Raw genomic sequence first — 20572 nt, 5'->3', positions numbered from 1 at the left:
GGGGGCAGTAAGATTGATAATACCGAGAGCTTGTGAAAGTTCCATTTAAAAAGGGTCCATGATGAGCATGAACCCTTTTTACACGAGCCACCGGATCGGTCAACTGATCCTTAAACGATCGGCATTACCCGCCTGAGGTCGTTTTTTTATGTCTGCAATCTGCATTTTACTGACTATTCGGTCTTATCTTCTTTCGCCGCTTTACGTTTTTTCTTCAGCCTATCCCAGATTTTTCCTTCCTGACCACGCCACAGGCGCTGAATATTGTCGTGATGACGCAACAGGATCAGACAGGAAAGCATGGCGACCGGGAAGGTGAACTCCGGTTTGAACCACCAGACATAAAATGGCGCAATCAGTGCGCTGACGATCGCACCCAGTGACGAATAGCCGCTCAGCAGCACGGTCAGGAGCCATGTGCCGGTCATCAGGCCGGTCAGGTCCCAGCCGATGGGGGCGATAGCACCAAACGCCGTGGCAACACCTTTGCCGCCTTTAAAGCGGAAAAAGACCGGATAGATATGGCCAAGACATGCCGCGATGGCCGTCAGGCCAAGATACATAGGCGGAATGTTCAGACGGTATGCCAGCCAGACCGGCAGCATGCCTTTGAGGACATCGAAAATCAGAACAGCGGCAGCGGCCAGACGGCCACCCAGGCGTAAAACGTTGGTGGCGCCGGGATTGCCTGAGCCCGCTGTGCGCGGATCGGGTAAACGGGCTACCCGGCAGACCAGAATAGCACTGGAAATCGAGCCGCAGAGGTAGGCGAAAATAATCATTCCAAGCGCGGTAGCACTCATAAAGCCGTTCCGTCTAATAAGGGTCGTTTTAATCGCAACATCCATGGATAATACGCATTTTCTGCTGGAAGTGGTATCCGGCTGGGCCAAAAACAGAGAATCACGTGATGGATATCGTATTTATTGAGCAACTAAATGTAATCACTACCATTGGCGCTTACGAATGGGAACAGACCATTAAACAGAAACTGGTATTCGATATCGAAATGGCCTGGGATAACCAAAAGTCCGCCGCCACTGACGATGTGAATGACTGTTTAAGCTATGCTGATGTCAGTGATGCGGTGATCGGGCATGTTTCTTCACAAAATTTTGCGCTGGTTGAACGCGTAGCGGAAGAGGTGGCGACATTGCTGCTGAGCCGGTTTAATTCTCCGTGGGTTCGGATTAAGCTCAGCAAACCGGGCGCTGTTGCTCAGGCAGCGAATGTCGGCGTGATTATCGAGCGTGGAAAGCGTTTTTAAATCCTGTTATGGATACAATTTAGAAAACGCTTGTCTATTGAATGTCATAAAGAAGCGTTAAAAGGAAAGTCCGGGTTGCCGGGTTTTCTTTACTGAAGCGGCTCAGCATGATGCCGCTTTTTTATTGTGTGTATTGTAAGCATATTTCCCATCAGCGGATCTTTTAAAGGGTAGGGTGCGATAATGATCGTCGAAAGTCATTCTTTGCTTGTTGCGGCTATTTTGGGGGTGGTTGAAGGACTCACCGAGTTTTTGCCTGTTTCTTCTACCGGTCATTTGATTATTGTCGGCAATCTTCTTGGCTTTACGGGAGATACCTCAAAATCATTTGAAGTGGTTATCCAGTTAGGTTCAATTCTGGCCGTGGTCGTGATGTTCTGGCGTCGTTTGTTCAACATGATAGGTTTGCATTTTGGTAAACCGCCGGTTCATGAAGGCTCGGGTTCTCGTCGTTTAAATTTATTGCATATTATTTTGGGGATGATTCCGGCAACGGTACTGGGGCTGCTTCTGCACTCTCAAATCAAAGCGTTGTTCGAGCCAAAATATGTCATGTATGCACTGGTGGTCGGCGGTATTTTGCTGATTGCTGCCGAGTTGCTGAAACCTAAAAAACCGCGTGCCGAGGGACTGGATGACATCACCTACGTGCAGGCGTTTATGATTGGTGTTTTTCAGTGTCTGGCGCTCTGGCCCGGGTTCTCCCGCTCAGGGGCAACCATCAGTGGGGGGATGTTAATGGGGATCAGCCGTTTTGCGGCATCTGAGTTCTCTTTCCTGCTGGCGGTGCCGATGATGATGGGCGCGACGGCTCTGGATTTGTACAAGAGCTACAGCTTCCTGAATATGGCGGATTTACCGATGTTTGCCACAGGGTTTGTCTCTGCGTTCATTGTTGCGTTGATCGCAATTAAAACCTTCCTGGCGGTGATTAAACGTATTTCGTTTATCCCGTTTGCGATTTACCGTTTCTTCGTGGCAATTGCCGTGTATTTTGTGTTTATCGCCTGATTTTTGCTTCCCTGAGGCAATAAAAAGCCCCGCACGGTGAATCACCGGCGGGGCTTTTCTTATGAATAAAGCCAGCGTTTAAATCGCCACGTCCTGAGTTTGTTTCCAGTCGGCGAGCGCCTGAGTACGGCGTTTCTTCAGTTCATCACGGATAGCCATACCCTGGAAACCCGCATCCAGCACCTCTTTATTTGAAACGCTGCTGGCGACTGCAAAGGCTTCACGCAGGTAATCGCCTTGCGGATAGGGATTATTTTCAAATGTCGTACGCCCGCGCGCATCGGCTTCACTGGTCATGATCATCTGCTCAAGACGCTGCGGTTTACGCCAGACATCAATGGTGTCGAACAGTTTTAACAAGGTTTCCGGACGCAGTTTATTGACGGTGTGGATCAGGTCATGGAACTCCGCGACCAGTTTCGCTAAATCACGAATGTGCGTCGGCACTTTCAGCCGCTGGCAGAGTTCCTCCACCAGTTTCACGCCCGCCGGGCCATGACCGTGATGGGCAGGCCAGAATTGCGGCGGCGTCAGAGCCTTACCCAAATCATGGCAAAGCGCCGAAAAACGCACATCGACGTCAGGCGTCAGGGTGCTGGCGATTTTCAGCGTCATCAGCGTATGTATGCCGGTATCAATTTCCGGATGCCATTTCGCCGGTGCAGGCACGCCAAATAATGCATCGATTTCAGGAAACAGCACTTTCAGGGCGCCACAATCGCGCAGCACCTGGAAATAGACCTGCGGATCCTGCGTTTGTAACGCTTTCTCAGTTTCTTTCCACACACGTTCAGGTGTGAGGGCTTCCAGCTCACCGCTTTCCGCCATCTGTTGCATCAGCGCCTGCGTTTCCGGGGCGACCGTGAAATCTAAATGCGCGAAGCGTGCAGCAAAGCGGGCAACGCGCAGAACCCGCAGCGGATCTTCGCCGAAAGCATCGGAAACGTGGCGCAAAAGGCGTTGTTCGATATCACGCTGACCGTGATAGGGATCGAAAAGTTCGCCATCGTTGCTTTTGGCGATGGCATTAATGGTCAGATCCCGACGCATCAGATCTTGTTCCAGCGTGACATCCGGTGCGGCATAACAGGTAAAGCCGTTATAACCGGAGCCAGATTTCCGCTCAGTACGGGCCAGCGCATATTCATCGTGAGTGACCGGATGCAGGAAGACCGGAAAATCTTTACCGACCTGCTGATAGCCATTTTCGAGCATATATTCAGGCGTCGCGCCCACTACCACCCAATCGTGTTCAGACACAGGCAGGTTTAATAAACTGTCTCGGACTGCGCCGCCGACCAGGTAAATCTCCACGCGATAACTCCTGAAATTAGCCAAAGGACTCTGTCTTCATCATAGCAAAGTTGCGCTGAAGATTTCCTGACTGATGGAAACACGAAAAGGCACCGAAGTGCCTTAGGGAAACGATCAGGATGCTGAGCTGTCAGCTCATCCAGCGATCTTTTTTCCTGCGACGTGGGATGAGATGTGGCAACAGCAGACCCAGCACCAGACCGACACCCGCGACACCGCCGCCATACATAAACCATTGTAAAATAATGGTTCTTTGTTTGTCGTCGAGCTGCACATTGACCGCGTCAACCTTCTTCTTCGCCACGATCAGCTGATTTTTCAAATCCTGATTTTCTTTCTTCAGGCCGTTGATGATGCCGTCACTGGAAGAGACTTTGGCCTGCATTTCTGCCGTGCGCTGGTTCCAGCTGGAATCAATATTGGTCAGCTTGTCGGTCAGCGTTTTCACCTGTTGTTCCAGATCCGGAACGCGGGTACGCAAGCTCGGCACATTGCTTAACTGATCAAGCGGGATCCAGGCGGTTTTACCTTTTGAATCAACAATCTCACCGTATTTCGTACTGTCGTTGACACTGCGCAGGGTGACTTCTTCACCGGCATTCAGGGTGCCAACGATGCGATACTGATTACCTGGACCACTGTGGATATAGGTAATCAAATCGTCGGAGATATAGCGCTTCTCATCAGCGTGAGCGCCCCATGTCATGCTTAAACCAAGCAAAGCGAAACCAATTAGGCGTAATTTCTGCATTATTTCATCGTTTCTTTGTGAATTTAGGGAACGTGAAGTGTGGATCCGTTTTATCAGGATACGTCTTCTGGCAACCGCCACTGTCCGGCCATTGCACTCATATAAGTACTAAAAGTTGGAGACCGATAGTAAGGGCAACAGTGTGACGACGCAATGTATAAACCGGAATGAGAACTATCTTACAATCCCGCAACATGCGGCTTGCGCGCTGTGCTTATGATAGAATTGGCAGCGACGCGTTAATCCCTTTTGGCAGCAAAGAATCGGTGTGAAGACTCATATGACCGTAGAAATAGAATTAAAATTTATCGCCACCCCGGCCGCAATCGCCGAATTACCTTCGCAACTCGCTGGTTTTAACAGCGAGCACACCGCGCCTTCGAAACTGACCAACATCTATTTTGAGACTGCGGAAAACTATTTACGTTCGCATGACATGGGTCTGCGGATCCGTGGTTTTGACGATCAGTATGAAATGACCATCAAAACCGGTGGCAAAGTGGTGGGGGGGTTACATCAGCGCCCTGAATACAACGTTGAGCTGAAAAAGCCGGTGTTGAAACTCAGCGCGTTCCCGAAAGATATCTGGCCGGAAGGGTGCAAACCCGCTGCATTGCAGAAAGAACTCGCTCCGCTCTTCCGCACGGATTTCACCCGCGAGAAGTGGGTGATCACTTACGGCGAAAGCGAGATCGAACTTGGGTTAGATCAGGGCGAAGTGGTGGCTGGCGAATTAAACGAACCACTGGCTGAAATTGAACTTGAGCTGAAAAAAGGTAACACCGCCGATTTACTGGCGCTGGCGGCTGAAATTGGCGCGCACGGCGGCTTGCGGCAGGGTGGTTTCAGCAAGGCGGCTCGTGGTTATCATCTTGCAAAGGGCAATCCTGCCCGTGACATCAAACCGCTGCCGGTGTTTAAAGCGAAACCGAAAGCTACGGTTGAGCAGGCTATGTCTGCGATGTTCGAACTGGCGCTGGATCACTGGCAATATCATGAAGAATTGTGGGTTCGCGGCGACAAAACTGCGCGCCTGACTGTGTTGCAGGCCGTGGAAACTGTGCGCCAGGTTCTGGTGCTGTTCGGCGGACTTGTGCCGCGTAAAGCCTCGTCTGAGCTGCGCACCTTACTTACTGATCTGGTGCCGGTTCTGGAACAGAAATCGGCGGATGCACAGGAAATCTGTTACAGCGCGACATATCTGAAATGCAAGTTAGTGCTTACTTCCTGGCTGGCAACATCAGGGTGGGCGCCATTTATTGATGATAAATCCGCGAAAAAAATGGACGGTTCCTTCAAGCGCTTTGCTGACATCATGCTCGGCCGCACTGCCGCCGATCTGAAAGAAGCCTTTGCACAGCCGCTGACGGAAGAAGGCTATCGTGACCAACTGGCGCGCCTTAAACGCCAGATCATTACCTTCCATTTGCTGGCCGGTGCTTACCCTGAAAAAGACGTTGCCGCGTATATTGCCGGCTGGGCCGATCTGCAACAGGCCATCGTTCAGCAGCAACACGCCTGGGAGGATTCGGCCCGTTCTCACGCGGTGATGATGGATGCTTTCTGGTTAAACGGACAACCTCGTTAATTGACTGATAAGCCTGGGCAAATTGCCCGGGCTTTTTTTTGCAAGGAATCTGACTTCATGTTGCCACTTTCTTCTGTTTTGCAAAGCCATGCGCAGAGTTTGCTTGAACGCTGGCGTGAACATCCTGAAAACCTGCCCCTTCCCGATGATGCGCAACTGGCCGTGCTGAGCAGCAGTGAATTCGTAACGGACAGTTTGCTGGCTTTTCCGCAGTGGTGGCATGAAATTGACCAAAATCCCCCTCAGGCGCAGGAGTGGCAACTTTACCGCCAGTGGCTGGAGGAATCGCTGACACAGGTGGCTGACGAAGCCGGGCTGATGAAAGCGTTACGTCTGTTTCGTCGTCGCATTCTGACCCGCATTGCGTGGTCGCAGTCCGCGCAAACCAGTGAAGCGAAAGACACGCTTCATCAGTTGAGTGAACTGGCGGAATTATTGATTGTCAGCGCCCGCGGCTGGCTTTACGACGCTTGCTGTCGCGAGTTTGGTACGCCGGTCAATGCTGCTGGCGAACCGCAAAGAATGCTGATCCTCGGGATGGGTAAACTGGGCGGCGGCGAGCTGAATTTCTCCTCGGATATCGATCTGATTTTTGCTTATCCGGAAAATGGTCAGACCCGCGGCGGGCGGCGTGAACTGGATAATGCACAGTTTTTCACCCGTCTCGGCCAGCGGCTGATCAAAGTGCTGGATCAGCCCACTATCGACGGTTTTGTATATCGCGTGGACATGCGTTTGCGCCCGTTCGGCGACAGCGGCCCGCTGGTGATGAGCTTCCCGGCACTGGAGGATTATTATCAGGAACAGGGGCGTGACTGGGAGCGTTACGCGATGGTGAAAGCGCGTCTGATGGGCGGCGCGGAGGACATCAGCAGTCAGGAATTGCGCAAAATGCTGATGCCATTTGTCTTCCGCCGTTATATCGATTTCAGTGTGATCCAGTCTCTGCGTAACATGAAAGGCATGATCGCTCGTGAAGTACGCCGCCGGGGTCTGAAAGACAACATCAAACTCGGCGCAGGCGGTATCCGTGAGATTGAATTTATCGTGCAGGTATTCCAGCTGATCCGTGGCGGGCGCGAACCGGCATTGCAGCAGCGTGCGTTGCTGCCAACGCTTCAGGCGCTGGAAAATCTGGGGCTGTTGCCGGTAGAACAGGTGTTGCAGTTGCGTAACAGCTATCTGTTCCTGCGCCGTCTGGAAAATCTGTTGCAGGCAATAGCGGACGAGCAAACACAAACCTTACCGTCAGATGAACTGAATCAGGCACGTCTGGCGTGGGGGATGAATTATGCCGGCTGGCCGCAGCTTCTGGATGCAGTGAATGCTCACATGCAGGCCGTGCGCTCGGTGTTTAACGAGCTGATTGGTGATGACACGCCAGATGCTGAAGATGATGTGCAACTCTCCCAGTTCAGCAGTTTATGGATTGATGCGCTTGAGCCTGCCGAACTGGCGCCACTGGTGCCGCAACTTGACGAAAACGCGCAACGGCATGTTTTATATCAGATTGCCGATTTCCGCCGTGATGTAGATAAACGTACGATCGGGCCGCGTGGCCGCGACCAGCTGGATTTGCTGATGCCGCGTTTGCTGGCGCAGGTCTGCACCTATAAAAATGCCGATGTGACATTGCAGCGCCTGATGCAGTTGCTGCTCAATATCGTCACACGTACGACGTATATCGAGCTGCTGGTGGAATACCCCGGTGCGCTCAAACAGTTAATCCGCCTGTGCGCCGCTTCACCGATGGTCGCGAGCCAACTCGCCCGCCATCCTTTATTGCTCGATGAACTGCTCGACACACGCACGCTTTACCAGCCGGTGGAGCCGGGCGCGTACCGCGACGAACTGCGCCAGTATCTGATGCGGGTGCCGACGGAAGACGAAGAACAACAGCTTGAAGCGGTACGTCAGTTCAAGCAGGCGCAGCATCTGCGCATCGCAGCCGGGGATATTTCCGGCGCATTGCCGGTGATGAAAGTCAGTGACCATTTAACCTACCTTGCGGAGGCCATTCTCGACGTTGTGGTGCAACAGGCGTGGGAACAGATGGTCGTAAAATACGGTCAGCCAGCGCATCTTCAGCACCGTGAAGGGCGCGGTTTTGCCGTGGTCGGTTACGGAAAACTCGGTGGCTGGGAGCTGGGTTACAGCTCGGATCTGGATCTGGTCTTCCTGCTCGACTGTGCGCCGGAGGTAATGACCGATGGCGAACGCAGCATCGACGGGCGTCAGTTTTATCTGCGGCTGGCGCAGCGCATCATGCATTTATTCAGCACCCGTACGTCGTCAGGTATTCTTTATGAGGTTGACCCGCGTCTGCGACCTTCCGGTGCCTCCGGCATGCTGGTCAGCACCATCGAAGCTTTTGCCGATTATCAGGCCAATGAAGCCTGGACATGGGAGCATCAGGCGCTGGTTCGCGCGCGCGTGGTTTACGGTGATCCGCAACTGACGCAGCAATTTAATGCCACGCGTAGCGACATTCTTTGCCGCCAGCGCGATGGTGAAGGACTGCGTAAGGAGGTCCGTGAAATGCGCGAGAAAATGTATGCCCATCTGGGCAGTAAAAAAGCCGACGAGTTCGATCTGAAAGCCGATCCGGGTGGCATTACGGATATTGAATTCATTGCACAATATCTGGTTCTGCGTTTCGCGCATGATGAGCCGAAGCTGACGCGCTGGTCCGATAATGTGAGGATTTTTGAGCTGATGGCGCAACACGACATCATGCCGGAAGAAGAGGCTCGAAATCTGACGCAGGCTTATGTCACGCTGCGCGATGAAATTCATCACCTCGCTTTGCAGGAGCACAGCGGGAAAGTGGCCGCAGACAGTTTTGCGGCGGAGCGCGCGCAAATCCGCGCCAGCTGGGCGAACTGGCTGGGCTGAGGGTTTTTATTCGGGTAACAGGCGCTTGTGATATTATCCGGCGCATTGTGTTTACCCGATTTGATTTATCTGTTTTGGAGTCTTGGGATGAAAGTGACTTTGCCTGATTTTCACCGCGCGGGTGTGCTGGTTGTCGGTGACGTAATGTTAGACCGCTACTGGTATGGCCCGACCAATCGTATTTCACCGGAAGCGCCGGTGCCGGTGGTGAAGGTCAATACCATCGAGGAACGTCCTGGCGGCGCGGCAAACGTGGCGATGAACATTTCGTCTCTCGGTGCTTCTTCGCGTCTGATCGGTCTGACCGGCGTTGACGATGCCGCCCGTGCCCTGAGTGAGCGTCTGGCGGAAGTGAAAGTAAACTGCGATTTCGTGGCATTATCCACGCATCCGACCATCACTAAGCTGCGTATATTGTCCCGTAACCAGCAACTGATCCGCCTCGACTTTGAAGAAGGTTTTGAAGGTGTTGATCTCCAGCCGATGCTGACCAAAATCGAACAAGCTTTACCACAAAGTGGCGCACTGGTGCTGTCAGACTACGCCAAAGGTGCACTGACTGAAGTGCAGAAAATGATCCAGCTGGCGAGAAAAGCTGGCGTACCGGTGCTGGTTGATCCTAAAGGATCTGATTTCGAACGTTACCGTGGTGCGACTTTACTGACACCAAATCTGTCCGAATTCGAAGCCGTTGTCGGTCGTTGCAAAAACGAAGATGAAATTGTCGCCCGTGGTATGCAACTGATCGCTGATTTCGAACTTTCCGCGCTTCTGGTCACCCGTTCTGAACACGGCATGACCTTGTTACAGCCAGGCAAAGCGCCATTCCATATGCCAACGCAGGCGCAGGAAGTGTATGACGTGACCGGTGCCGGTGACACGGTGATCGGTACGCTGGCCGCGGCTCTTGCCGCCGGTAATACGCTGGAAGAATCCTGCTTCCTGGCGAACGCCGCCGCCGGTGTGGTGGTGGGTAAACTCGGCACCTCAACCGTTTCGCCGGTTGAACTGGAAAATGCGATCGGCGGGCGTTCAGACGTTGGTTTTGGCGTGATGAACGAAGAACAGCTAAAAGCCGCCGTGGCGATGGCGCGTCAGCGCGGCGAGAAAGTCGTGATGACCAACGGCATCTTTGACATTCTGCATGCCGGACACGTTTCTTACCTGGCAAACGCCCGCAAACTGGGCGACCGTCTGATTGTCGCCGTTAACAGCGATGCTTCGACCAAACGCCTGAAAGGCGAAACCCGTCCCGTAAACGCGCTGCAAAACCGCATGATCGTGCTGGGCGCACTGGGTGCCGTGGACTGGGTGGTTTCTTTTGATGAAGACACGCCGCAGCGTTTGATCGCCGGGATCTTGCCTGATCTGCTGGTGAAAGGTGGCGACTATAAGCCTGAGCAAATCGCCGGTTGTCAGGAAGTCTGGGCGAATGGCGGCGAAGTCCGTGTGCTGAATTTTGAAGATGGTTTGTCCACTACCAAAATCATCAATCAGATCAAAGCGCAGGACTGATTTCCTCCGGGAAGACCATGTTATCTGCACTGAAGGGCTTATCTGATAAGCCCTTTTCTTTTTGATTTTTCAATCAATAACGCAAAACGGAAGTGGCTCTGTTGTGAGCGGATTAAAACAGGAACTGAGTCTGGCGCAGGGCGTCGGGCTGCTTTCAACCTCATTACTGGGGACTGGTGTCTTTGCGGTGCCTGCACTGGCGGCTCAGCTGGCACAAAACGACAGCCTGTGGGCGTGGCCGGTGCTGATCCTGCTGGTGTTTCCGATAGCCATCGGGTTTGCTGCGCTTGGGCGGCATTTCCCCAGCGCGGGCGGTGCAGCGCATTTTGTCGGCAAAGCTTTCGGACCGCATATGGCGCGGGTCACCGGTTGGTTATTCCTGTCAGTTATTCCGGTCGGATTGCCCGCCGCATTGCATATTGCTGCCGGTTTCTGGCAGGCCGCCTTTGGCTGGAGCAGCATAAACCTGCTGCTGGTGCAGTTGGGTACGCTGTTTGTTATCTGGTTCCTCGGCACACGCAGTGCCGGGTCCAGTGCCAATATTCAAACGCTAATCGCTTGTCTGGTGATCGCGCTGGTGGTGGCAATCTGGTGGAAAGGGGATATTTCTCTGCCTGAAATTCCGCTGCCTTCGGTGCGTGACGTCTCACCATCGAACCTGTTTGACGCGCTGGCGGTGATGTTTTGGTGTTTTGTCGGGCTTGAGGCTTTCGCGCATCTGGCGACCGAATTCCGTCATCCGGAACGGGATTTCCCGCGCGCGTTGTTGATCGGCATGCTGGTGGCTGGCGCAGTTTACTGGGGATGTACGGTAGCGGTGCTGAAATTCCATGCCTGGGGAGAAGGGCGGGAAGCAGGCGCATCATTGCCGGGTATCGTCGTACAGCTCTTCGGACAAAAAGCGTTGTGGATCGCCTGCATTATTGGCTATCTGGCGTGTTTTGCCAGCGTGAATATTTATACCCAGAGTTTCGCCCGGCTGGTGTGGTCACAGGCTCAGCTCAAGCCGCAAAGTAAACTCGCACAGCTTTCCGCTCAGCAAGTGCCGGTGCCCGCGCTGAATTTAGTGGTGGGCTGCTGCGCGTTGTTTACGCTACTGATTTACTGGCTGCACCTGCCGCTTGGCGCGCTGATCACTTACGCTAATGGGATTTTCATCCTGATTTATCTGTTATGTATGCTGGCGGGGATCCGGATCCTGGCAGGACGCTCGAAATGGATGGCGATGCTGGGCGCTGTATTGTGCTGCGGATTGCTGGCGATGGTCGGCTGGAAAGCGCTGTATGCAGTCGTGGTGTTTGCAGGATTGTGGCTGTTATTGCCACGCGCCACAACGGTACTTCATGTACGGTAACGCCGATTTCGCACAGCAAAAAGGCCTGCTGAGCAGGCCTTTTCTGATGATATCATTCGCAATAATCAGGCCGGATCTTGCGGCTTTTCCGCTTCAGTCAGCTTGCCTTCCAGCGCAGCAAGACGTTGTTCCAGTACAGCCAGTTTTTCACGGGTACGCAGTAAAACCTGGGTCTGAACGTCAAACTCTTCGCGATTGACTAAATCCATGCGGCTGAACTGCGCCTGCAATACCTGACGGATTTTCTTTTCGGCATCTTCACCAAACTCACGGATCCCTTTAGGCATAGATTCGTGAACCTGGCGGGCAATTTGTTCAATTTTTTTCGGGTCAATCATGTTATTTCCTTTTCTCGAAGGAGGTGCTTTTCCTTAGTGTAATCGCTGATGCTGTTTCTATAAACCTTCAGGGGCACTAATTGGACAAACCACAGGATTGCTCTGCTCATTTATTGGCGCTATAGTTGTTTTGCTTATTCTCAGGGCGGGGTGAAAGTCCCCACCGGCGGTAAACCACGGAATATCGGAAGGATCATAATCCCTTCCATGTGGAAGCCCGCGAGCGCTCAATCCTTCGGGGTTAGAGGTCAGCAGATCCGGTGTAATTCCGGGGCCGACGGTTAAAGTCCGGATGGGAGAGAGTAACGATTCAAGCCGGGCAAATATTGCCCGCTGCGTTATTTTTTATAACTGTAGCACGCCATCTGGCGGCTGCAGCTAGCCTCCTCAAGACGCCCTGATTCTGGTAATCCACATACAGAACATGAGGTTATTTTTACCATGAATCAGACCCTACTTTCCGAATTCGGTACATCAGCTGAACGCGTTGAGCGTGCTATTGACGCCATGCGTAACGGCGTGGGTGTGTTGGTGCTGGATGACGAAGATCGTGAAAACGAAGGCGATTTAATCTTTGCCGCTGAAAACATGACCGTTGAGCAAATGGCACTGACCATTCGCCACGGCAGCGGTATTGTTTGCCTGACCATGAACGAAGACAGCCGTAAAAAGCTGGATTTACCAATGATGGTTGAGAACAACTCCAGCCCGTTCCAGACGCCATTTACCGTGACTATTGAAGCGGTTGAAGGTGTGACTACCGGTGTTTCTGCTGCCGACCGTATCACCACTATTCGTGCAGCCATCAAAGATGGCGCGAAACCTTCTGACCTGAATCGTCCGGGGCATATCTTCCCGCTGCGCGCGCAGGCTGGTGGTGTGCTGTCCCGTGGCGGTCACACTGAAGCGTCGGTTGATCTGGCGACGCTGGCAGGCCTGAAGCCTTACGGCGTGCTGTGTGAACTGACTAATGACGACGGCAGTATGGCGCATGCGCCTGAAGTTATTGTCTTTGCCCGTCGGCATAATATGCCGGTAGTGACCATCGCCGATCTGGTGGCCTATCGTCAGGCGCAGACCCGTCAGGCAAGCTAAGTAAGGGGTTGTGCGTAACAGAAAAGGCCGCTTATGCGGCCTTTTTGCTTTTTATTGCTGCTTATTGCCAAAATGGGTCTTTGCAAAATAGACTCCTCCTGCCTTCTTTGATTTTTTTCATCAAATTTATTGAATATCTCCTTCATGGTTATCCGGCTGTCAGCGGTAATCAAAAAGAGTACCGTATGGTCATCACGCGGCAGGTGACTCACTGGCTGCTCTCTTTTATCTTGCGGTAAGGAATTCATGATGACGACTCAACGTATGCCCGCACTTTTCTTAGGCCACGGCAGCCCGATGAACGTGCTGGAGGACAATATGTATACCCGTGCCTGGCATGCGCTGGGCGAAACATTACCGCGTCCAAAAGCGATTCTGGCCGTGTCAGCGCACTGGTTCACGCGCGGCACTGCAGTAACGGCAATGGAGAATCCGCGCACCATTCATGACTTTGGAGGGTTCCCGCAGGCGCTGTTTGATAAGCGCTATCCGGCACCCGGTTCACCGGCGCTGGCAAAACGTGTTCAGGAATTACTCAGCCCGGTAAATGTGATTTCCGATACCCACGAGTGGGGCTTCGACCACGGTACCTGGGGTGTGCTGATCAAGATGTATCCTGACGCGGATATTCCGGTGATCCAGTTGAGCATTGATGGCACGCAAACCCCTGAATTTCATTATGAATTAGGCAAGAAGCTCGCGGCTTTACGTGATGAAGGGATAATGATTGTCGCCAGCGGTAACGTAGTCCATAACCTGCGGATGGTAAAATGGGACGGTAACGCCGAAGCTTATCCATGGGCGACATCTTTCGAGACATATGTGAAAGATAATCTGAACTGGAAAGGCGAGGCGAAAGATCATCCTCTGGTGAAATTTATGGAGCACGAAGGCGGCGCGTTATCCAATCCGTCTCCGGATCACTATCTGCCATTACTGTACGTTTTAGGGGCGTGGGATGGTGCTGAGCCAATCACGCAGCCAACGGACGGGATCGTAATGGGATCGCTTTCGATGCTTTCCGTTCAGGTAGGTTAATTTGGCGAATAAAAAGGATAATGAATTTATTCATTATCCTTTTTTAGTTTTTTTATCCGACAATAGTATGCGGATAGAAACGTGACAGATCCTGGGTGATCAGTGCTTTATCTTCGCGGATGCCGATGCCGCAAGGTTGATCGTTGACCAGCCAGCTGCCGATCAGCGTGTAACTGCCTTCAAACACCGGCAGCGGATGGAACTGCTGCACGATCATGCCTTCCGCGCCATACGGGCCATCAACGCGGGCCACTTCCTGGCCTTTCTCGATGACTTTAATGTTCGCGCCTTCGCGGGAAAACAGCGGCTTCACCACGTAGTGATCCAGTTCCGGATGCGGGTCTTCGGCAAAATAAGCCGGTAACAGGTTCGGGTGATCCGGGAACATTTCCCACAACAGCGGTAACAAGGCTTTATTCGACAGAATGGCTTTCCAGGCCGGTTCCAGCCAGCGAACACCGGCATCTTCCAGTTTGGTCGCGAAGACTTCGCGGAACATGAATTCCCACGGATACAGCTTGAACAGATTCGAAATCACCTGATCCTGCGTATCGGTGAATTGTCCGCGTTCTCCCAGCCCGATTTCCTCGATAAACAGGAATTCGCTGGCCAGTTCTGCTTCCAGCGCGCAGTCCTGCAAATATTGCACCGTACCGCGATCTTCTTCAGTGTCCTGACAGCAGGCGATGTGCAGCAACGAGAAACCATGCTGATTTTTCAGCTCGGCAAAACGCTCAATCAGCTTTTCCTGCAGACTGTTGTACTGATCAGCGTCTTGCGACAAATTGCCTGCAGCTATCTGATCTTCAAGCCATAGCCACTGGAAGAAAGCGGCTTCATACAAAGACGTCGGCGTATCGGCGTTATTTTCCAGTAGCTTCGGCGGATTGACGCCGTCATAGGCCAGATCCAGACGTGAATACAGCGAAGGCTGTTGCGTGCGCCATGAACTGCGGACAAATTCCCAGACATGTTTTGGGATCTGGAATTTCGCCATCAGTTTGTCGTCATTCACCACGCGCTCAACGACCTTCAGGCACATCTGATGAATCTCCGCCGTCGCGTCTTCGATCTCTTCGATCTGCGCCAGCGTGAACTGGTAATAAGCATCTTCACACCAGTAGGGTTCGCCATACATGGTGTGGAAGTTGAAGCCAAACTCCGTGGCTTTTTCGCGCCAGTCCGGGCGCTCGTTAATGGCTAAACGTTTCATCAGAGTCTCTTAGCCACCCATGCTGCGGCCAGGGCTGCGTGACGTGGCAGAAGAGCTGCGTTGCATCGACGTTTGTTTTGCCACGCTGTCGCCAAAACCGCCACGGGTGATGGTGTTGGTCACGGCAGGTTTAGGGGCCATCGCCGTTCTCGGAACGTTCATGGTCCGGCCGCCCGCAGTTGCCGGGCCGTAGTTTTTACCGGTCGCATCGACGAATTTACCGTTCGCCGGGCTGGCCGGGTTTTTTGAGCTGAATAATGGCTGTTGCGCGTAACCGCCACCGCTCATCATGCGGCCCATCATGTAACCTGCCATCAGCGGCATCCACATGCTGCCACCGCTGCTCTGGTTTTCAGCCGTCGCGACGCCAGACTGTGCCGGAGCCTGAGTACACTGGCCTTCGCCGAATTCAGCGATACAGTCTTCGCGGCTGGCATATTTTGGTGCGGTTTTAGCCGCTTCCTGTTTCGCTGCATCATACGCTGCGACACATTGCGCGCTGCCGGAAGGATTGGCTTTCGAGCAGTCATCAGCGTTCTGATACAGAGAAACGGTTTCGTCGGTTTTCTCGCAGCCGGCCAGCATAAAGACTGCGCTGACTGCCAGAGCGACAGGAGTGATTCGAGAGCTACGCCATGATTTACGGAAGGTAGCCAGGTTAACGCGTTGTGTCCGTTTCATCGTTCTTATCCCATGTGTAGGGCTTTTTTGCCCTTTCCCAGTAGGGCCTAAGAATAGGGGAAAGCGGCTGATTGTTAAAGCAGCGACAGGCAATTGTTACGAGACTTTACAGAGCGGCGTGACACAGGCAAAAAAAAGCAGCCTTTTCAGGCTGCCTTAGTCGAAACGCAGGGAAACTTTTCCGTATCAGTTCTGGAAAGGATTGCCGCTTTTCTTCGGTGTGGTCGTTGCTGTGGATGCGCTGGCTTGTTGAACGCGTGGTACAGGTGCAGCCGCGGTTTTGTTGCCGTAACCGTCTGCAGCGGCATCCTGATCTGGCGTTTCTGGCGCAACCTGATCGGGGGCTGTCGGAACAGGTTTACCCAAAGCACCGTTCAGTGCCAGCAGGTCGCTTTCGTTCAGCGTACCCAGCGCTGATTTAATGTTCAGCTGATTAATCAGGTACGTGTAACGTGCGCTGGAAAGCTGTTGTTTGGCGTTGTACAGCGTGGTGGTGGCATCCAGCACATCAACGATGGTACGGGTACCGACCTGGTAACCGGCTTCCATCGCATCTAAAGAACTCTGTGCAGAAACAACGGCTTGTTTATAGGCGTTGATGCTGCTGATCGAGGCAGAGATGTTGTTGAAGGAAGACCGAACGGTTTGCACGACGCTGCGGTGTGCGCTTTCAAGCTGTTCGCTGGCACCCACGAAATTATACTGCGCCTGTTTCACCTGAGAGGTGACAGAACCGCCGCTGTACAATGGCAGGGAGAAGCTCAGACCAATTTTGTTCTGGCCTGCGTCAGCATCCTGATAGCTTGAAGAACCGCCGGTTTTGTCGCCGTGGTATTTGGTATTGCTGATGCCGGTAGAGGCCGTCAGATCAACCGTTGGCATGTGGCCGGTTTCCGCATAGCGGATTTGCTCACGTGCCAGATCCTGTGACAGACGCGCAGACAGCAAGCTCAGGTTACGGCTTTCTGCTTCTTTCAACAGCGTGGCGACCGGTTGCGGACGCGTGGTGTTGAAGTTGTCGACATTCAGGGAAGACAGTTGCGGATAATACATACCGGTAACCTGACGCAGGGATTCCAGCGCGTTATCCAGGTTATTACGGGCAGTCACTTCGTTTGCCAATACGGTGTCGTATTGTGAACGGGCGTTCTGCACGTCGGTAATAGCCACCAGGCCCACGTTAAAACGTTGAGTGGTTTGATCCAGCTGACGGTAAATAGCCTGTTTCTGCGCTTCGGTATACGAGAGTGAATCGATCGCACTCAGGACGTTGAAATAAGCCGTTGCGGAATTCAGGATCAGTGATTGTTGATCAGTCTGATAAGACACATCCTGAATACCGGCAGTTTTTTCCTGCAGCGTCAGGGCGCGCCATTTTGACATATCAAAGATGGTCTGCGTTAATTGCAGGCTGGCGCTGCCAACATCGCTGTTAACGCCATTCGCATCACGGTAGCCATTGGTATAATTGTAATCCGCACCTAATCCGAGTTGCGGTAATAAAGGACTGCGGCTTTCGTTAATTTTTTCGAATGCAGCATCCCGGTCAGCAGCAGATTTGCGCAGGTCCGGGTTACTTGTCCTGGCTTGCTGATAGACCTGCATCAGGTTTTCGGCCTGGCTTATCGTACTAAAGCCGCCCAGGCTGAGTCCGATGAGAAGGGGGAGCAGTTTCTTCATTTGCATTCCTTGTTGTGCAGCAATGTTGTTATGTATGGTGGCGCAGTCAAATTAACCAATAGACGCGGATTCTAGCAGAGTCAGGCTAGCGGGGCGGTTGGCTTAACGTGCCTTCCCGAGTGAATGAGCCTAAATCTATCACAAACAACCTTGATTATTATTAACGCATTTTCATCAAATTGACCTCAAAGGGCGATAAATTACCTTTATGAGGGATAAGGAAACATTCCATGTCTTCATTTAAACGGTCACCGGTTACTTTCGGCAAAGATGATGTAGAAATTATTGCACGTGAGACGCGATATAAAGGTTTTTTTTCTATTATTGCATATCGGTTTCGCCATCGGCTGTTTAATGGGGAAATGAGCGGCGAAGTCGTCCGTGAAGTCTTTGAGCGCGGTCATGCCGCCGTATTATTACCTTATGATCCGAAAAGGGATGAAGTCGTGCTGATCGAACAGATCCGCATCCCGGCTTTGGATTCCAGTGATACTCCTTGGCTTCTGGAGATGGTCGCCGGTATCATTGAAGAAGGCGAGACAGTTGAAGATGTTGCCCGCCGCGAAGCACTCGAGGAAGCGAACATTGTGGTGAAACGCTGCAAACCGGCTGTGAATTACCTGGCAAGTCCGGGCGGAACCAGCGAGCGTCTTTCCATTATGGTCGGTGAAGTCGATGCCACGACGGCAGAAGGAATTCACGGTCTGGAAGCAGAGAATGAAGACATCCGGGTACATGTGGTCAGCCGTGAACAGGCTTACCGCTGGGTGGAAGAAGGAGCGATAGACAATGCGGCGTCAGTGATTGCCCTGCAATGGCTGCAGCTGCACCATGAATCCCTGAGAAAAGAGTGGGCCAACTAATGATTAAGCGCTATACCCCTGATTTCCCTGAAATGATGAGATTGTGCGAAACCAATTTTGCACAATTGCGCCGTTTGATGCCACGTACCGATGAACCTGGTGAAACTGTGGCATATCAGGTGAGTAGCGCAACGTATTGCCTGACGATCCTCGAATCAACGCGTTACACATCCCTGATAGAAATCAAACAGACCGCACCGGCGGTGAGTTACTGGAGCCTGCCTTCGCTCACCGTTCGCCTGTACCATGATGCGATGGTGGCCGAAGTGTGTGCGAGTCAGCAGATCTTTCGCTTTAAAGCACGCTATGATTATCCGAATAAAAAGTTGCATCAGCGTGATGAAAAGCATCAAATTAACCAGTTCCTTGCGGATTGGCTGCGTTATTGCCTTGCGCACGGAGCGATGGCAGTTCCGGTTTGTTAGACAGACTTCAACAACAAAGGAAACGATTTGGAAAGCCTGTTTACACTGCCTTTGGTGAATGGGGCCAAAGTCAGGATTCTACAGATTACTGATACCCATCTTTTTGCCGGTGAAGATGAAACGTTGTTAGGCGTGAATACGTTTAACAGCTATCGCGCGGTGCTGGACGCCATCAAAGCGCAGCAGCGTGAAGTCGATATTATCGCGGCAACAGGTGACCTGGCACAGGATCAGTCGGTGGAAGCCTACCATCAGTTTGCCCGCGGCATCAGCGAGCTGACAGCGCCCTGCGTCTGGCTGCCGGGCAATCATGATTTCCAGCCTGCCATGGTCAATGCCTTGCAGGATGCGGGGATCAGCCCTTCTAAACACGTTCTGCTCGGTGAACACTGGCAAATTATCCTGCTTGATACGCAGGTGTTCGGTGTGCCGCACGGCGAGCTGAGTGAATATCAGCTGGAATGGATGGAGCGCTGTCTGAATGCGTACCCCGATCGTTTCACTCTGCTGATGTTACATCATCATCCGCTGCCTTCTGGCTGCACTTGGCTCGATCAGCACAGCCTGCGCAATGCGCATATGCTGGCGAACACCCTGGTAAATTACCCGAAAGTGAATACGCTTTTGTGCGGACATATTCATCAGGAGCTGGATCTCGACTGGTATGGCCGCCGTCTTTACGCCACGCCGTCAACCTGCGTACAGTTCAAACCGCATTGCACCAATTTCACGATTGATACCGTTGCGCCGGGCTGGCGCTACCTTGATTTGTATCCGGATGGCCGTGTGGAGACTGAAGTCTTCCGTCTGGAAACCAATGAGTTTCATCCTGACACGGAGTCGGACGGCTACGAATGAACACCTTACTTTACCTGCACGGATTCAACAGTTCTCCCAACTCGGCGAAAGCCACGGCGTTAAAAAACTGGCTGGCGGTTAATCATCCCCATATCGATATGGTTATCCCGCAATTACCGCCTTATCCGGCCGAGGCTGCCGAAGAACTCGAGAGTCTGGTGATCAGCAATGCAGGTAAAAAACTGGGGATTGTCGGCTCCTCGCTGGGCGGCTATTACGCTACCTGGTTGTCGCAATGTTTTGCCGTGCCGGCTGTGGTGGTGAACCCCGCCGTGAAGCCGTATGAGCTGCTGATCGACTTCCTGGGACAAAACGAGAACCCCTACACCGGCCAGCAATATGTGTTAGAGTCACGCCACGTTTACGATCTGAAAGTCATGCAGGTCGAACCGCTGGAGTCGCCGGATTTACTCTGGTTACTGCAACAAACGGGCGATGAAATTCTCGATTACCGTCAGGCTGTGGCGTACTACACCACCTGTCGCCAGACGGTCGAACCCGAGGGGAATCATGCATTTGTCGGCTTTGAACGCTATTTTTCGCCGATTGTAGATTTCCTGGAACTGGCCGCAGACTAACATCGTCAGGGTGACTTTTTCCCCCGGATTTATAGCGTCTGCTTGCTGCCAGAGCTTCCACCCGCCCACATACTGTATCGTTAGCCCACAAACCTATGAGCCACGAAT

General features: G+C 52.7%; 20 protein-coding genes and 1 riboswitch. Of the genes, 12 read left to right on the top strand and 8 right to left on the bottom strand.

The window, feature by feature from the left end; all coding sequences use genetic code 11:
• Window positions 1-173: 173 nt before the first annotated feature.
• On the bottom strand, window positions 174-803 hold the full coding sequence (gene plsY / locus LC431_RS18595; RefSeq protein WP_013573948.1) for a glycerol-3-phosphate 1-O-acyltransferase PlsY: 630 nt from the start codon (window positions 801-803) through the stop codon (window positions 174-176).
• Window positions 804-910: 107 nt separating this feature from the next.
• Between plsY and folB the strand changes: the two genes are divergently transcribed.
• Entirely contained in the window at window positions 911-1267 is a 357-nt protein-coding gene (gene folB, locus LC431_RS18590) for a bifunctional dihydroneopterin aldolase/7,8-dihydroneopterin epimerase (protein WP_013573949.1), read from the top strand.
• A 186-nt stretch (window positions 1268-1453) separates the two neighbouring features.
• Window positions 1454-2278, top strand: coding sequence for an undecaprenyl-diphosphate phosphatase (gene bacA, locus LC431_RS18585; RefSeq protein ID WP_037034331.1), 825 nt, complete (start codon window positions 1454-1456; stop codon window positions 2276-2278).
• A gap of 78 nt (window positions 2279-2356) precedes the next feature.
• On the opposite strand, the gene LC431_RS18580 is transcribed toward bacA, so the two are convergent.
• Window positions 2357-3592, bottom strand: a complete 1236-nt coding sequence (locus LC431_RS18580) for a multifunctional CCA addition/repair protein (RefSeq protein WP_013573951.1) — start codon at window positions 3590-3592, stop codon at window positions 2357-2359.
• Window positions 3593-3722: 130 nt separating this feature from the next.
• Window positions 3723-4343, bottom strand: a complete 621-nt coding sequence (locus LC431_RS18575; RefSeq protein WP_013573952.1) for a TIGR04211 family SH3 domain-containing protein — start codon at window positions 4341-4343, stop codon at window positions 3723-3725.
• A 280-nt stretch (window positions 4344-4623) separates the two neighbouring features.
• On the opposite strand from LC431_RS18575, the gene LC431_RS18570 reads away from it, so the two are divergent.
• From LC431_RS18570 to yjeH, 4 genes are all read left to right on the top strand, one after another.
• Window positions 4624-5931 carry an inorganic triphosphatase gene (locus tag LC431_RS18570; RefSeq protein WP_013573953.1) on the top strand — a complete coding sequence of 436 codons (1308 nt, stop codon included), beginning with the start codon at window positions 4624-4626 and terminating at the stop codon, window positions 5929-5931.
• 57 nt (window positions 5932-5988) lie between these two features.
• On the top strand, window positions 5989-8826 hold the full coding sequence (gene glnE / locus LC431_RS18565; protein WP_223510153.1) for a bifunctional [glutamate--ammonia ligase]-adenylyl-L-tyrosine phosphorylase/[glutamate--ammonia-ligase] adenylyltransferase: 2838 nt from the start codon (window positions 5989-5991) through the stop codon (window positions 8824-8826).
• An 87-nt stretch (window positions 8827-8913) separates the two neighbouring features.
• Window positions 8914-10341, top strand: a complete 1428-nt coding sequence (gene hldE, locus LC431_RS18560; protein WP_037034176.1) for a bifunctional D-glycero-beta-D-manno-heptose-7-phosphate kinase/D-glycero-beta-D-manno-heptose 1-phosphate adenylyltransferase HldE — start codon at window positions 8914-8916, stop codon at window positions 10339-10341.
• A 103-nt stretch (window positions 10342-10444) separates the two neighbouring features.
• A complete protein-coding gene (gene yjeH / locus LC431_RS18555; RefSeq protein ID WP_112197376.1) occupies window positions 10445-11695 on the top strand; it encodes an L-methionine/branched-chain amino acid transporter in 1251 nt (416 codons plus the stop codon).
• A gap of 65 nt (window positions 11696-11760) precedes the next feature.
• Here yjeH and ubiK read toward each other — a convergent pair whose 3' ends face one another.
• Entirely contained in the window at window positions 11761-12033 is a 273-nt protein-coding gene (ubiK, locus tag LC431_RS18550; protein WP_015695854.1) for a ubiquinone biosynthesis accessory factor UbiK, read from the bottom strand.
• 132 nt (window positions 12034-12165) lie between these two features.
• Window positions 12166-12341: riboswitch (FMN riboswitch) on the top strand.
• A gap of 133 nt (window positions 12342-12474) precedes the next feature.
• On the opposite strand from ubiK, the gene ribB reads away from it, so the two are divergent.
• Window positions 12475-13128, top strand: a complete 654-nt coding sequence (ribB, locus tag LC431_RS18545) for a 3,4-dihydroxy-2-butanone-4-phosphate synthase (protein ID WP_112152109.1) — start codon at window positions 12475-12477, stop codon at window positions 13126-13128.
• Here ribB and LC431_RS18540 read toward each other — a convergent pair.
• Complete coding sequence (locus tag LC431_RS18540) at window positions 13125-13376, bottom strand: ABC transporter ATP-binding protein (protein ID WP_112152110.1); 252 nt, start codon at window positions 13374-13376, stop codon at window positions 13125-13127. The genes ribB and LC431_RS18540 overlap by 4 nt on opposite strands.
• A gap of 1 nt (window position 13377) precedes the next feature.
• On the opposite strand from LC431_RS18540, the gene ygiD reads away from it, so the two are divergent.
• Entirely contained in the window at window positions 13378-14166 is a 789-nt protein-coding gene (gene ygiD / locus LC431_RS18535) for a 4,5-DOPA dioxygenase extradiol (protein WP_223510156.1), read from the top strand.
• Window positions 14167-14218: 52 nt separating this feature from the next.
• Here ygiD and LC431_RS18530 read toward each other — a convergent pair whose 3' ends face one another.
• The 3 genes from LC431_RS18530 to tolC all read right to left on the bottom strand — a co-directional run bounded on the left by LC431_RS18530 (window position 14219) and on the right by tolC (window position 17746).
• Window positions 14219-15379: a glutathionylspermidine synthase family protein gene (locus tag LC431_RS18530; protein WP_013573961.1), complete on the bottom strand. Its 1161-nt coding sequence runs from the start codon at window positions 15377-15379 to the stop codon at window positions 14219-14221.
• 9 nt (window positions 15380-15388) lie between these two features.
• Entirely contained in the window at window positions 15389-16060 is a 672-nt protein-coding gene (locus LC431_RS18525; protein WP_013573962.1) for a DUF1190 family protein, read from the bottom strand.
• Window positions 16061-16246: 186 nt separating this feature from the next.
• The gene (gene tolC, locus LC431_RS18520; protein WP_272942954.1) at window positions 16247-17746 is read right to left on the bottom strand and encodes an outer membrane channel protein TolC; all 1500 of its coding nucleotides are present in this window, start codon (window positions 17744-17746) and stop codon (window positions 16247-16249) included.
• A 224-nt stretch (window positions 17747-17970) separates the two neighbouring features.
• Between tolC and nudF the strand changes: the two genes are divergently transcribed.
• From nudF to yqiA, 4 genes are read left to right on the top strand one after another with little or no spacing between them, the layout of a single operon-like run.
• On the top strand, window positions 17971-18603 hold the full coding sequence (gene nudF / locus LC431_RS18515; protein ID WP_013573964.1) for an ADP-ribose diphosphatase: 633 nt from the start codon (window positions 17971-17973) through the stop codon (window positions 18601-18603).
• A complete protein-coding gene (locus tag LC431_RS18510; RefSeq protein ID WP_013573965.1) occupies window positions 18603-19028 on the top strand; it encodes a DUF1249 family protein in 426 nt (141 codons plus the stop codon). The genes nudF and LC431_RS18510 overlap by 1 nt, the downstream gene beginning before the upstream one ends.
• A gap of 27 nt (window positions 19029-19055) precedes the next feature.
• Entirely contained in the window at window positions 19056-19886 is an 831-nt protein-coding gene (cpdA, locus tag LC431_RS18505) for a 3',5'-cyclic-AMP phosphodiesterase (protein WP_013573966.1), read from the top strand.
• A complete protein-coding gene (gene yqiA, locus LC431_RS18500) occupies window positions 19883-20464 on the top strand; it encodes an esterase YqiA (protein WP_013573967.1) in 582 nt (193 codons plus the stop codon). The genes cpdA and yqiA overlap by 4 nt, the downstream gene beginning before the upstream one ends.
• Window positions 20465-20572: the final 108 nt, after the last annotated feature.

Origin of the sequence: Rahnella sp. GSA61A, from assembly GCF_019969905.1 — a bacterium.
Taxonomy (GTDB): domain Bacteria; phylum Pseudomonadota; class Gammaproteobacteria; order Enterobacterales; family Enterobacteriaceae; genus Rahnella; species Rahnella aceris.
This window is presented reverse-complemented; position numbering and strand designations above follow the sequence as displayed.

Excerpts from the sequence above, each read along its gene's own strand:
- plsY (WP_013573948.1), bottom strand. The coding sequence starts at position 803 with ATGAGTGCTACCGCGCTTGGAATGATTATTTTCGCCTACCTCTGCGGC.
- folB (WP_013573949.1), top strand. The coding sequence starts at position 911 with ATGGATATCGTATTTATTGAGCAACTAAATGTAATCACTACCATTGGC.
- LC431_RS18575 (WP_013573952.1), bottom strand. The coding sequence starts at position 4,343 with ATGCAGAAATTACGCCTAATTGGTTTCGCTTTGCTTGGTTTAAGCATG.
- LC431_RS18570 (WP_013573953.1), top strand. The coding sequence starts at position 4,624 with ATGACCGTAGAAATAGAATTAAAATTTATCGCCACCCCGGCCGCAATC.
- glnE (WP_223510153.1), top strand. The coding sequence starts at position 5,989 with ATGTTGCCACTTTCTTCTGTTTTGCAAAGCCATGCGCAGAGTTTGCTT.
- hldE (WP_037034176.1), top strand. The coding sequence starts at position 8,914 with ATGAAAGTGACTTTGCCTGATTTTCACCGCGCGGGTGTGCTGGTTGTC.
- ubiK (WP_015695854.1), bottom strand. The coding sequence starts at position 12,033 with ATGATTGACCCGAAAAAAATTGAACAAATTGCCCGCCAGGTTCACGAA.
- ribB (WP_112152109.1), top strand. The coding sequence starts at position 12,475 with ATGAATCAGACCCTACTTTCCGAATTCGGTACATCAGCTGAACGCGTT.
- LC431_RS18540 (WP_112152110.1), bottom strand. The coding sequence starts at position 13,376 with ATGAATTCCTTACCGCAAGATAAAAGAGAGCAGCCAGTGAGTCACCTG.
- ygiD (WP_223510156.1), top strand. The coding sequence starts at position 13,378 with ATGACGACTCAACGTATGCCCGCACTTTTCTTAGGCCACGGCAGCCCG.
- LC431_RS18530 (WP_013573961.1), bottom strand. The coding sequence starts at position 15,379 with ATGAAACGTTTAGCCATTAACGAGCGCCCGGACTGGCGCGAAAAAGCC.
- LC431_RS18525 (WP_013573962.1), bottom strand. The coding sequence starts at position 16,060 with ATGAAACGGACACAACGCGTTAACCTGGCTACCTTCCGTAAATCATGG.
- tolC (WP_272942954.1), bottom strand. The coding sequence starts at position 17,746 with ATGCAAATGAAGAAACTGCTCCCCCTTCTCATCGGACTCAGCCTGGGC.
- nudF (WP_013573964.1), top strand. The coding sequence starts at position 17,971 with ATGTCTTCATTTAAACGGTCACCGGTTACTTTCGGCAAAGATGATGTA.
- LC431_RS18510 (WP_013573965.1), top strand. The coding sequence starts at position 18,603 with ATGATTAAGCGCTATACCCCTGATTTCCCTGAAATGATGAGATTGTGC.
- yqiA (WP_013573967.1), top strand. The coding sequence starts at position 19,883 with ATGAACACCTTACTTTACCTGCACGGATTCAACAGTTCTCCCAACTCG.